Origin of the sequence: Gracilimonas halophila, assembly GCF_042684365.1 — a bacterium.
Taxonomy (GTDB): domain Bacteria; phylum Bacteroidota; class Rhodothermia; order Balneolales; family Balneolaceae; genus Gracilimonas; species Gracilimonas halophila.
Genome location: NZ_JBHULI010000002.1, coordinates 138,697 through 150,986, shown reverse-complemented (window position 1 = coordinate 150,986; position 12,290 = coordinate 138,697). Strand labels below are relative to the sequence as shown.

The window sequence follows — 12,290 nt, the reverse complement described above, 5'->3', positions numbered from 1 at the left end:
ATCTTAACTTTGCTTAAATTCATCATTCAAACTAATAAATAATGTTTAAAAGATTTCAGGCTTATGTAAGGGCAAAACAGCGATATTTGCCGGTAGTATTTTTTATGATGGGCTTCTTGTGGGATTCACTTACCCTGGGCCGCATCGATCGCCTTTATGACCAGATCATTTTATGTAGCTACCTCACCTCACTCACAGTTTGTTTGTATTTGTTCAATCTTTCAGGTGATGATAAATGGAAGGGTACGTTCTTTGAGAAGTATGAAGATTATCTGCCTTTAGCTATTCAGTTTTTTCTTGGGGGTTTATGCAGTGCGTATGTCATCTATTTTTCACGAAGTGTTTCCTTTTCTAAAACCATCAGCTTTTTCATAATTCTGTTGGTATTGCTGTTCGCCAATGAGTTGCTTAAAAAAAGGATCTCCAATAAATACCTGCAGTTCAGTGCATATTTTTTTGTGAATTTTACCTTCTTCACCTTTTTTATTCCCATGATCGTAAATAGTATGAACACGTTTCTTTTCATGCTTTCAGGAACTATAAGTTTGGGGATAACACTGGCTCTCATCATTTTTATATATAACTCCAGCCCTTCCACTCAAAAGGAGATCAGTTTAGGTAAAATGTTAAGTTTGATTCTTGGGATCTATTTTCTGATCAATACCTTTTACTTTTTTAATCTTATTCCACCCGTTCCACTGGCGATGGAATCAGGACTTGTAGCTCATAACGTTGAAAAAAACGTAGAAAGAGATGAATATTTTGTGACCTACGAGCAAAATCCCTGGTATAAAATGTGGAGAGATAACCGTCATGAATTTTCATATGAACCGGGTTCTGATGTATATGTTTTTACAAGTATATTTGCTCCTTCAAAACTCAGTAAATCGGTATTACATCGGTGGAAATGGTATAGTCCACATACCAATCAATGGGAGATAATTGATGAAATTGGATTTGAAATAACCGGAGGTCGTGAAGGAGGTTACCGGGGTTATACGGTAAAAAACAAAATGATGGAAGGTGAGTGGAAAGTAGATGTGATAACTAACGATGGTTTGGTTTTAGGGATCATCAACTTTGAAATAGATTCGACATCAACAGCTGAACCCAAGCGACTGGGAACCCGGGTTTTTTGAACAAACAGATAAACGACAATCCACTTTACCACTCTATCGTGTTTACAAAATTTTCAAAGAAGAGATCAATAAACGATCTCTTCTCCGAATACTCATATCAAATCAATATCAAAAATCAAATTCAGGTATTTCACCGACTTCAACAATATAGATTCCATCATTGTTAGGTTCATCAATTTCCCCGAGAACATCTCCATCACTTAACAATTTCAGCGTTATTGAGGGATTATCTCCCCCGAATGAAGAAGCCTGAAGCTGATATCCGGAATAGTTTCCATCTTCAAGGTCTCCCTCAGCAGATCCTGAAGAGTTAATAGTAACAGTGCCAATAGTTTCAAAATTAATTTCATTCTCGGTATAAGCATTGAAAGAAAGAAACACTGATTCACCTTCATTTCCCTCTACAAGGTATCTCAAGTCACCGTCTAAAGAAGGACCACCGGAATCTTTTTTACAAGAATTGAAACTCAACATAAAGCACAGGATAAGTAAGCCCGAAATAAATCTATTTTTTAAAGTGAACATAATATTGTGATTTATTTATAATTATTGTTCATACTCATATACGTAGTTGGAAATATTTATAGCTCATAAATTATTTTTCTCTCTTTAAGCTGTTATTCTGCAAAATCCAAAGATTGGGATACCGAGTTTTTTGATTAGATGATGACTAATTCAACTATAATTCGCCCGAATTGTCTTGGGTTTTATAAAATTAAATTATCGCCCGTCTCCCGATCAGCGTCATGTCGTTCTATTCTCACTCAATAACGCGAATTTCTGTGCTTCCGGATGATAGGTTTCAAAATATCATCCAGCCCGTTGGTCTTGATCTCAAACATAGTGGCTAAATATTGCCCTAGCTGCCCATTTGGCCAACCTTGTCTCGAAAACCACTCCAGATAATGGACGGGCAAACCGGTGATGTAGCGATCTTTATATTGGCCAAAGGGCATTTTGGCTTGTACCAGTTTTATAAGGAAGTTGGGATCGTGCATACTAGTACATCGGGTCGCTGACCCGATATGGTTTTGGTGGTTTGAGGTTTGGGAGGTCGAAGTATAGTATAAGGCTCAATTGCTTTTAGAATAACCAATCTTATTTTAGTGTTAGTGCAGAACAAGCAGCTTGCATCACAAAGTGAAAAATAGTAATTAAAGCGCAGTTAATTGGAGCTCATAAAAATTAATCCGGAATAAATTTATGCAAGCAAGTTGGGTCGCAGCACTTTCACTGTTTCTTTTCTTTGTTGGATACCGATATTACTCCAAATTCCTTGCTGAAAAGATCTATCAGCTGAATCCTGATTACATGACCCCGGCCCATGAGCTCAAGGATGATGTGGATTATGTTCCGGCGAATAAATTTGTGCTGCTGGGACATCACTTCACTTCCATAGCAGGAGCTGCTCCTATTGTGGGTCCGGCCATAGCCGTGTACTGGGGCTGGTTGCCGGCGATGTTATGGGTTGTTCTCGGAACAATATTTGCCGCGGGAGTTCATGATTTTGGAACCATGGTTTTATCGGTTCGGCATAAAGGACAGTCGGTGGGAATTCTTGCCAATAAATTAGTAGGCCATCGGGCCAAACTGCTTTTCCTGTTTATCATATTGATCCTCGTTTTAATGGTGAATGCCGTTTTTGCTTGGGTGATCTCCAATCTCTTTATCAACTTCCCGGCTACGGTACTTTCCATCTTTATTCAAATACCTTTGGCTATCTGGATCGGGGTGCGTGCCTATAAAAAGACCGGGAATATGGTGGTTCCTTCCATCATTGTTCTTTTTGTGATGTACTTCACTGCCATTATTGCCAGTTATGTTCCCGTTCTTCAAATTGATCTGGTCCAGTACTTTGGCGGAGCAGAGAATATAGTCTTGTTTGGTTTAACAGGGATTGAGATGGCATTCTTTGTTTGGATCGCTGTATTAATGATCTATGTATATTTCGCCTCTACTCTTCCTGTTTGGAAATTACTTCAGCCCAGAGATCTAATAAATGCCTACCAGCTGGTACTGGGCTTAGGAATTTTATACCTGGGATTGTTCATAAGCAATCCGGAGATCACTGCCCCGACTACCAATGTGGAAGCAACGGATGTAAGCTGGTTTCCGCTGCTTTTCATCACCATTGCATGCGGAGCTATTTCAGGTTTTCATGGATTGGTCTCGTCCGGAACCACTGCCAAGCAGTTGGATAAAGAAACGGATGCTCGTTTTGTAGGGTATTTGGGTGCAATCGGGGAGGGTTCATTGGCATTGATCACGATCGTAGCCGTTGTTACTTATTTCAATACTTCAGGAGAATTCATGGATGTGTATCATTCCTTTTCTGAGGCGGGTGCCGTAGGATTAAACATTTTTGTAGAAGGAGCAGCTCAGCTCGCAACAGCATTGCTCATTCCTCTGGAGGCGGCAAAAACCATCATTGCAGTCATCGTGATCAGCTTTGCAGCAACTACGCTTGATACATCCGTTCGTTTAATGCGTTATATCCTCAATGAACTTGGGGAAGAATATAAGATCAAGCCGCTGACCAAGGTTCATACTTCAACATTGATCGCTGTGGGAGCAAGTGCGGCTTTAGTATTATTACCTGAAGGCCCTCGCGGATTAGGTTCCGGAGGCTATTTACTCTGGCCTTTGTTTGGAACATCCAATCAGCTGTTGGCGGGAATCAGTTTATTGCTTGTTACCATTTGGCTGAGGCGTCAAGGTCGTTCTATTATCTATACGCTAATTCCAATGGTATTTTTAATGATCATGACGCTGTGGGCTATGGTGGAGCAAGTCGTCTTCGACTGGTCGGGATGGGGAACAAATGATAAGAATATGCTCCTTTTTGTATTTGGGGCGATCATCCTGGGATTCACCATCTGGATCATTTTGGAAGCCGTATCGCTTATGAGAAAAGAAAAGGATCAGTCTGACTTATAATAATCGATAAACCGTTGTTCGTCTTCTGATTGTCCGATCAATATGATCTCACTGTTTTCAGGAATAGGCTTATTGGGATCCGGGTTAATATCTTGCTCATCATTAACCTGATAGGCAATTACATTACATCCGGTCTTATTTCGGATATCAGATTGAACTAAAGACTTTCCAACAAGCTTTTTAGGGGTGTCCAGACTAAATACATTGAGTCCCTGAGCTATCATAACAATATCATTTTCCTCATAAATATTAAAAACAGCATTAGCTCCCATAGAGGCATAACTCATTACAAAATCGGCTCCGGCACGGTGAAGGGTATTTACATTTCGCTCTAAGGTTGACCGGGCTACAATATGAATATTTGGTCGTAAACTTCGACAGTAAATGGTGAGATAAATGTTTACATCATCCTGATTCGTTGTGATAATAACATTTGGAGCGTCTTCAATACCCGCTTTCTTCAGAGTATCAAGATCAGCGGCATCACCCAAAATAAAATGTTTGGAATCTTTAATCCGGTCCGGGTTCTTATCAATAATCTTATAATTTATGTTTCGTCTATGAAGATGAAGTGCTGTAGCCCGGCCTACTCTTCCTGCCCCAATAATAACAACCGGCTCATCGCTTACACCATAGATACCAAACAATTCATCATATTTTCTGAGTTGTTCTACAGTACCTGCAAGTACTAAAACACTATGGTTATGAATTTCAACTTCGGGATGGGCACTTTTGAAGTTTCCTCGTTCCCAAACCCCAACAACATTAATTCCAAGGTCTTCACGAATACGACTTTCTTTTAATGTTTTCCCAACAAGCGGAGTAGCATACGTGGTTGCTTCTGCGATCACTAATTTTCCAAACCTTCCTACGGTATGTACCCGGGCATCCTGCCCCAATGTTCTTCGCGATAAAGCCCGGCCTAAAATATTCCCCATATGCAGAACATGATCACTTCCCGCTAATTTCAAAATGTCCATTGAATCATAGGAGTTAGCCGTGGAGATGATCTTTACGTCGGTAGAAAATTCACGTATAGTATGGGCTACATTAGAATTAAACATATCTGTACCACCGGTAAAGACCAACGCTGCTTGTTCAACACATATTTTTCGGTAGGTCTCCGGATCATCAGGCTCTCCAAGCATTACTTTGTAGCCCTGGTCATAAAGCTCAAGGGCTTGCTCCAGTTCATTAACCAATAAAACATAGTGATGCCCATACTGGTCAAGTTTTTGAATTAGGGATCTTGTTATCGCATCAAAACTGGTAATGATGATATGATCCTTAGTATTAGGAGGCAGTTCACGAGGGGCTCGCGCTCGGTGTTGAGCTTCCATCCATGGTGCATAAAAGAATTCAATAAAGGTGAATGGGAGCATTATAAGCAAAGAGATAACACCGGTTACCAAAACAAAAACTGAAAAAACGCGACCGATATCAGAAGTAAAGGTAATGTCACCAAAACCGAGGGTAGTCATGGTGGTTAATGTCCAATAAAAGCCCGTAACCCAGGAATGCTTTTGGCCTTCATATTCCATGATCTCATGAAACAGGACACCATAAACAATGATCATGGCGAACAATATTAATACAAAGCGAATAAGTCGCTTGATGTTCGTTTTGGTATTCCGGTTAGAAACGAAATAGCTGATCTGTGAAGTAAAAAATTTCATGGTGGAATATGTACGTTAGCCCAATGAAAAGAAAGAGTTTTTCATAAGAGTGTATATTATTTTGCTATTAAGCACCAAGCCATATAGAGAAGGGCGTTATTGTATTTAAGGAGAATATTGACCTCTAAAATAGTTTATGTAAAATATTCATTCCTTTTTAAAAACAGAGTATCTTTGAATAGACGCAAGAGAAACCAACAACTTATCTAATTATATATCCAATGCGCTACTCTGAAGAACAATGGTTGTCATGGATGGATCGCCTTGCCGAAGATGATTATGTGATCGTGGATGATTTTATCAGTGATGAGCTGTATGGAAATATCATGAATTTCTTTCATGAAATGGAGGAATCAGATAAGTTGAAAAAGGCGGGTATTGGAAGTCAGCAGGATTTCCAGGTTAAGGCAGAAATTCGCGGAGATTTTATTTACTGGCTCGATGAAAGCCGGGATACAAAACTGGCTCCTTTTTTTGGTTTGATGGATGAGCTTACACAAAACCTGAAACGGTATTGTTATTTGAGTTTATCCGGTTCCGAATTTCATATTGCTAAATATCCTGCAGGGTCTTTTTACCACAGGCATCTGGATCAGTTCAGCGAGCGAACAAACCGGCAGATAACTGTCCTCATTTATCTCAATAATAACTGGAAAAAGGGGATGGTGGAGAGTTAGTTATATATAAAGACGGTCAAGAAATTAATGTAGAGCCGAAAGCAAAACGATTGTTGGTTTTTAAAAGTGAGCTCATTGAGCATGAGGTATTAACCACGCATGTTCCCCGCTATAGCTTAACGGGTTGGTTGCTGCGGCAGCCAGCCGGTGTTGGGTATTTACTCAGTTGATCACAGATTTTCGGGATGGAAGGACTATAGGATTAATTCGTTTTCATTTTGTGAAAATAAAATCTGTGGAGTCCCTCAAACCTGTGATCCCGTAACAATTTCTTAATGACGATACATTTTCTATTAATACAGTACATTAGTACCATTGTATAATTGGAAACCATCATAAAACCCCCAATCCCGTGGCTAATAAAACGATACTCGTAGTTGATGATGAAAAAGACCTGCTTGACCTGATCGAATATAATCTCAAGAAAGAAAACTTTGATGTTCTAAAAGCAGAGAATGGCGAAGAGGGAATTAAAATAGCAAAAGAGCATAAACCGGATCTGGTGCTCATGGATATCATGATGCCCAAGATGGATGGGATGGAAGCGGTAGAAAAAATGCGTGCTGACAATGATCTTAAATCAATTCCCATTATATTTTTAACGGCAAGAAGCGATGAGAAAACCGAAGTAGAGGGGTTGAATAAAGGTGGTGATGATTATATCACCAAGCCGATCAGCACTACCAAACTGATCTCCCGTATAAAAGCCGTAATGCGTCGTTTTGATGAGACCGAAGAAGAAGTCAACAGACTTGATGTTCATGACCTTTCCATCGACAAAGACCGATACATTGTAACACGCGGTGAAGAAGAATTTCAACTGCCACGCAAAGAATTTGAGTTGTTGTATTATTTAGCCAGTCGCAGAGGAAAAGTGAGGGATCGTCAAACACTACTTAATAAGGTCTGGGGAGATAACATCTATGTAGTAGATCGTACGGTAGATGTACATGTTAGAAAGATCAGAGAGAAATTAGGGGATCACTACATTGAAACAGTGAAAGGAGTAGGCTACCGATTTAAGGAATGAGCAAACACAAGCGTAAAAAGCAGAAAGGTATTTATAGGTTTGGTCTAAGAATAGGCTTGACCGCATCAGTGTTGTGTGCCGGTATCTTATTTCTTGTATTGTGGCAGGGTTATAATTTCACGCCGGAGGATGCCGGATCCTTAAGTGTTTTAATGGCTGCCCTCTTCTTTTTGGTTACTTACGCTGTTACATACTACAACTCATACAAGCGTCTTAAAACCATAGAACAGCTCTTTAAAAACATTGCTCGCAAACGGTTCATGGAATATGAGGATGTTACTTCCGATCATCACGATGAGGTAGACTATCTGGTTAAACAGGGAGTTAAATCTAGTCGTACCATTGAGCGTGAGATACAAAGGCTGAATCGCATTGAGAATTATCGGAAAGAATTTATCGGAGATATTTCTCATGAACTTAAAACACCGATCTTTGCTATTCAGGGTTTTATAGAAACTTTATTGAATGGAGCTCTTGAAGATGAAGAGGTTAACCGGGATTTCCTAAAGAAAGCCATGCGGAATGTTAACCGGCTTATCTATCTTACCAAAGACCTTATGGAGATCTCTAAACTGGAAACCGGGGAGCTTAAATCTGAGATCGAAGAGATCTATTTATATGAAGTGTTAAATGATATTATCGAAAGCCTTAATTATAAAGCAGAAAAAGAGAATATTCAGCTTATCGTAAATGATTTTGACAAGAATATTCAGGTTAAGGTTGATAAGAATCAGGTTAAACAGGTTCTTATCAACTTGATAGAAAACGGCATTAAGTATAATATGCCCAGGGGGAAAGTTGAGGTAACGGTTTTTACTAAACCAAAAGAGAAGGAACGGGTTTTTGTTTCAGTGAAAGACACCGGTATTGGTATTGATGAAAAGGATATCCCACGGGTGACGGAGCGTTTTTTTAGAGTTGATAAATCCCGATCAAGAGAACGTGGAGGTACAGGATTAGGACTGGCTATCGTGAAGCATATAATGGAAGCCCACGGAGAGAAATTTAATATCGAAAGTGAGCCTAATAAAGGATCGACATTTACGATCAGCTTACACCGTGCTGATAATGTTCACGTTCTGTCAGATTAGTTGTACCTTTCCGCTGAACATTAAGTTAACACTGACAGATGGTTTATGCAGTAATTATGGCCGGGGGAGCAGGTACTCGCTTTTGGCCTAAAAGCACAAAGAAACTTCCAAAACAGTTTTTATCACTTTTTGGAGATAAAACCATGATTCAAAATACGGCTGAAAGGATCAAAACCCTTATTCCCCAGGAACGGATCATGGTGGTGACCAACGATAATTATGTGGATCTTGTAAAGGATCAACTCCCTTCTGTCCCCAATGATAATATTGTAGGTGAAGTGGTGGCCAAGAATACCGCCCCTTGTGTAGCCATTGCTGCAGAAATGCTATATAAAAAAGACCCGGAAGCCGTTATGGTGGTCTTACCCGCAGATCATCATATTGAAGATCCGGACGCTTTTAATCAATATTTGAAGTCAGCAATAGAGAAGGCCGAGTCCGGAGAAAACCTGGTAACGATCGGTATTCAACCTGACCGGCCTGAGACAGGATATGGGTACATTCACGGGGATAACACTGTTGAAGAAGAATTAGCAGGATATACCGTTCACCCCGTAAGAGCATTTAAGGAAAAACCGGATAAGGAAACAGCTGAAAAGTTTTTGCAGGCGGGTAATTATTTCTGGAATAGTGGGATGTTTATATGGGCGGCAAAGACCATTCTCAACGAATTCAAAAAACATCTTCCAAAAATGTACGACCAGGTCAAAGAGAGTTCGGAGTATCTTTTCACAAAGGATCATAAAAAAGCGGTCGATTCTTTTTATCACTCATGTGAATCTGTTTCTATCGATTATGGCATTATGGAGCATTCAGAAAATGTATTTGTTGTACCCGGAGAATTTGGGTGGAACGATGTGGGTAGCTGGACAGCGGCGTACGATTTGGGTGAGAAAGATCTAAATGGAAATGTTGTAAATGCAGATCATGCTTCATTCAGCGAATCATCTAAGAATTATGTACTCTCTAAAAGCGGTAAAATGATCTCAATTGTGGGAGTGGATGGGATTGCGGTAGTGGAAACGGAAGAAGCTATTTTAGTTTGTAAACTGGATAAGGCACAAAATGTGAAAGAAATTGTCCAAGAGCTTCAATCAAAAGAGGAGCTGAAAACGTTTTTATAAAAGCATAGTCAAAGACTAAGGGTCAATTGATCGTAGGCCAATTTTATGTGGTCAGGAAGTCGTTGGTTTGTAGGTTCATGATCCACATAGCTATTCATGTGTATTAAGAACGCCTTTGGTATCTCAAGCTCTTCTATTATTTCAACAGCTTCAGGAATAGTTTGATGTGTAGGATGTTCAGGCTCCCATCGCAATGCTCCCATCGCAATAACTTTAGAACCCCGGATAAGCTCTTTTGTTTTCTGGGGGATGTGCTTGACGTCGGTCAGATACGAAAAGTCATTTATTCTGAACCCCAGAATCTCCAGACTACCATGTTTAATAGGGAGCGGAGTAATATTATTCTCCCCAAGTTTAAAAGGTGCATTTGCCTCTATAAGGTCAAGTGAGGTTGATCCAGGGTACTTATCTTCTCCGAACATATAGTTAAACCGGGTTTTTATCTCTTCGATGCATTTTTTGGAGGTATGAACCGGTATTGGGGCTTTATTGAGATAGGAATATACGCGAAGATCATCAAGCCCGGCCACATGATCCATATGTTCATGGGTTATAAGCAGATGGTCTATATGTTGAATTTTAGCCTTAATACTTTGTATTCGGAATTCAGGGCCTGCATCAACCAGAATAGAAGTACCATTAGATTGGATCCAAACTGAACAACGAGTACGTTCGTTGCGGGGATCATGCGCGAGCTCTTCTCTGCGAAATCCTCCGGCAACGGGTACTCCCATCGAAGTTCCTGTTCCTAAAAAAGTTATTTTCATTCTAATTCAAAATCCTCAGCGGTATCTTCAGGAATCACTTGAAGCTGATCCCAAAGATCTTCCAGCTTTTTTCTGACAGCAGGCTTTATATAGACTCCGGTAAGGTCTATTTCTCCCAAAACCCTTCCCATAGTTCCAAGTTGTGATTCTATAGGTTTGTTTTTATTTACCACAACTAATTTCTGTCCCTCAATAATACATTCGTCTCCCCTAAAAGAGCCGCGTTCTTTTCTAAGGGTGTAGCCGGCCTGTTCTAATATTTGTTCGAGTTCGAGAAGAAATTTATCCGGTTTCAAAGTGATACTCCAAGGGTAATTAAATGTCCGCTTACATCGTAATCATACTGTTCTCCGTCAATATCATAGGAGTCTAAGATATAATCATATCCTAAACTAATATTTTTCCCAAAGATAAGATTGTAGAAATTTAGACGTGCAGAGCCGGCAAGTGAATAAATGTTCCCCCCTAAAAACCCACCACTTGATGAGCTAAAGCCAATACTTGGAATAATTTGTGTGGTGATACCCAGCTTTTCAGGGACATTTACACGCATGATCAATCCTGCTCCTGCACTGAGATCTGTTTGTGAAAACTCTTCCTGAACCTGGTCGCTTCGCACGGATGTTACTTTTGTTCTTAGTTTTATAGGAATACCGGCACCAAAATTTTCTTTCTGTATCAGATAAAAGGGATTTGTAAAATTTAGATCCAAATTGAAAAAACGCCTGTTGTCCAATCCCGAAAACGAACTTCCAAAACCCAATCCTAAATTCAAGCCATTGGATTCATACCCAAAGTGTGCTACGGTACCGGAAAAAGATAATCTGTTGTTACCGGGCACTGCAGCAGGATTTCCCTGATAAGTGAAATCTACTATACTAACCCCTCCTCTTACATAGGAAGAAAATGGGTTGCTGCTTCTGCTGCGCTCTTCTCCTACAGAGAACATTTGAGCAGATGTGGCCAAAGGCATGATCAGAAAAAAAAGAAGAAATATTGTGGTTAGAATATTTTTTGTCATGCGGAATGATTTAATTGTTCTAAATAGTTTAAACACTAACGACTCAAGAAAAAAATAATTCGATGAAACTTTTACTATCAATACTAATTTTTTCAACAGGCTTGTTTATGACCGATAACACGGACACTTCAGTATATAATTTCAATTTGAAAGATATAGATGGAAATGAAGTATCGCTTGAACAATATAAAGGTAAGGTTTTAATGATTGTGAATGTTGCTTCAAAGTGTGGATATACTCCTCAGTATGAAGGCCTTCAAAATATTTATGAAACCTACAAAGACGATGGATTGGTGATCCTTGGCTTCCCCGCAAATAATTTCAAGGGTCAAGAACCGGGTTCTAATGAAGAGATCAAACAGTTTTGTACGCTTGAGTATGGAGTTGAATTTCCTATGTTCTCTAAGGTATCTGTTAAGGGAGATGATCAGGCAGAGCTTTTTAAGTATTTAACCTCTCAGCCAAACCCTGACTTTGAGGGTGATATCGAATGGAATTTTGAGAAATTCTTGATTGGGAAAGATGGCGCACTGGAAAGACGATTTCGTAGCGCCGTAAAACCAGAGAGCGAAGAGATAGCAAAAGCAATTCAGAACGAATTAGCTAAATAAATTTTTCCATCACCATCCCTATAGAGGATCACGATTGAATTCGTGATCCTCTATTTTTTTGAAATTGATTTTAGAATTGGCTTGACTTCGGGATACGATGGTCCGTATATTTGATGCTCTCTTAAAAAGGTCCGGTAGTTCAGTTGGTTAGAACGCCTGCCTGTCACGCAGGAGGTCGAGGGTTCGAGTCCCTTCCGGATCGCAACAAAAAGCTTCC

General features: G+C 39.8%; 12 protein-coding genes, 1 tRNA gene and 1 pseudogene. 8 read left to right on the top strand and 6 right to left on the bottom strand.

All coding sequences use genetic code 11. The annotated features are described in order from the left end of the window. Positions 1 to 41 precede the first annotated feature (41 nt). Positions 42 to 1,139, top strand: a complete 1,098-nt coding sequence (locus ACFSVN_RS01795) for a DUF2914 domain-containing protein (protein ID WP_390297716.1) — start codon at positions 42 to 44, stop codon at positions 1,137 to 1,139. Between the two features lie 108 nt (positions 1,140 to 1,247). Here ACFSVN_RS01795 and ACFSVN_RS01790 read toward each other — a convergent pair whose 3' ends face one another. Continuing rightward, complete coding sequence (locus ACFSVN_RS01790; RefSeq protein WP_390297713.1) at positions 1,248 to 1,556, bottom strand: hypothetical protein; 309 nt, start codon at positions 1,554 to 1,556, stop codon at positions 1,248 to 1,250. A gap of 347 nt (positions 1,557 to 1,903) precedes the next feature. Then, positions 1,904 to 2,137, bottom strand: coding sequence for a DUF3820 family protein (locus tag ACFSVN_RS01785; RefSeq protein WP_390297710.1), 234 nt, complete (start codon positions 2,135 to 2,137; stop codon positions 1,904 to 1,906). Positions 2,138 to 2,342: 205 nt separating this feature from the next. On the opposite strand from ACFSVN_RS01785, the gene ACFSVN_RS01780 reads away from it, so the two are divergent. Then, positions 2,343 to 4,076, top strand: a complete 1,734-nt coding sequence (locus tag ACFSVN_RS01780; RefSeq protein ID WP_390297707.1) for a carbon starvation CstA family protein — start codon at positions 2,343 to 2,345, stop codon at positions 4,074 to 4,076. On the opposite strand, the gene ACFSVN_RS01775 is transcribed toward ACFSVN_RS01780, so the two are convergent. Next, entirely contained in the window at positions 4,061 to 5,752 is a 1,692-nt protein-coding gene (locus ACFSVN_RS01775) for a potassium channel family protein (RefSeq protein ID WP_390297704.1), read from the bottom strand. The genes ACFSVN_RS01780 and ACFSVN_RS01775 overlap by 16 nt on opposite strands. A gap of 221 nt (positions 5,753 to 5,973) precedes the next feature. Between ACFSVN_RS01775 and ACFSVN_RS01770 the strand changes: the two are divergent. The 4 genes and pseudogenes from ACFSVN_RS01770 to ACFSVN_RS01755 all read left to right on the top strand — a co-directional run bounded on the left by ACFSVN_RS01770 (position 5,974) and on the right by ACFSVN_RS01755 (position 9,674). Then, positions 5,974 to 6,599: pseudogene (locus ACFSVN_RS01770) on the top strand (2OG-Fe(II) oxygenase). Positions 6,600 to 6,781: 182 nt separating this feature from the next. Then, positions 6,782 to 7,459: a response regulator transcription factor gene (locus ACFSVN_RS01765; protein ID WP_390297702.1), complete on the top strand. Its 678-nt coding sequence runs from the start codon at positions 6,782 to 6,784 to the stop codon at positions 7,457 to 7,459. Beyond that, on the top strand, positions 7,456 to 8,550 hold the full coding sequence (locus tag ACFSVN_RS01760; RefSeq protein ID WP_390297699.1) for a sensor histidine kinase: 1,095 nt from the start codon (positions 7,456 to 7,458) through the stop codon (positions 8,548 to 8,550). Before ACFSVN_RS01765 ends, ACFSVN_RS01760 begins: the two co-directional genes overlap by 4 nt. 38 nt (positions 8,551 to 8,588) lie before the next feature. Next, on the top strand, positions 8,589 to 9,674 hold the full coding sequence (locus tag ACFSVN_RS01755) for a mannose-1-phosphate guanylyltransferase (protein WP_390297696.1): 1,086 nt from the start codon (positions 8,589 to 8,591) through the stop codon (positions 9,672 to 9,674). An 8-nt stretch (positions 9,675 to 9,682) separates the two neighbouring features. On the opposite strand, the gene ACFSVN_RS01750 is transcribed toward ACFSVN_RS01755, so the two are convergent. Genes ACFSVN_RS01750 through ACFSVN_RS01740 form a run of 3 tightly spaced genes read right to left on the bottom strand, consistent with a single transcriptional unit; the run spans position 9,683 to position 11,462 of the window. Further along, complete coding sequence (locus tag ACFSVN_RS01750; RefSeq protein WP_390297693.1) at positions 9,683 to 10,441, bottom strand: MBL fold metallo-hydrolase; 759 nt, start codon at positions 10,439 to 10,441, stop codon at positions 9,683 to 9,685. Next, complete coding sequence (locus ACFSVN_RS01745) at positions 10,438 to 10,737, bottom strand: hypothetical protein (RefSeq protein ID WP_390297690.1); 300 nt, start codon at positions 10,735 to 10,737, stop codon at positions 10,438 to 10,440. Before ACFSVN_RS01745 ends, ACFSVN_RS01750 begins: the two co-directional genes overlap by 4 nt. Further along, the gene (locus ACFSVN_RS01740; RefSeq protein WP_390297687.1) at positions 10,734 to 11,462 is read right to left on the bottom strand and encodes a BAPKO_0422 family outer member beta-barrel protein; all 729 of its coding nucleotides are present in this window, start codon (positions 11,460 to 11,462) and stop codon (positions 10,734 to 10,736) included. Before ACFSVN_RS01740 ends, ACFSVN_RS01745 begins: the two co-directional genes overlap by 4 nt. A gap of 62 nt (positions 11,463 to 11,524) precedes the next feature. On the opposite strand from ACFSVN_RS01740, the gene ACFSVN_RS01735 reads away from it, so the two are divergent. Together ACFSVN_RS01735 and ACFSVN_RS01730 are read left to right on the top strand one after the other, a co-directional pair. Beyond that, the gene (locus tag ACFSVN_RS01735) at positions 11,525 to 12,073 is read left to right on the top strand and encodes a glutathione peroxidase (RefSeq protein WP_390297684.1); all 549 of its coding nucleotides are present in this window, start codon (positions 11,525 to 11,527) and stop codon (positions 12,071 to 12,073) included. A gap of 128 nt (positions 12,074 to 12,201) precedes the next feature. Then, a tRNA-Asp gene (locus ACFSVN_RS01730) sits at positions 12,202 to 12,275 on the top strand. Positions 12,276 to 12,290: the final 15 nt, after the last annotated feature.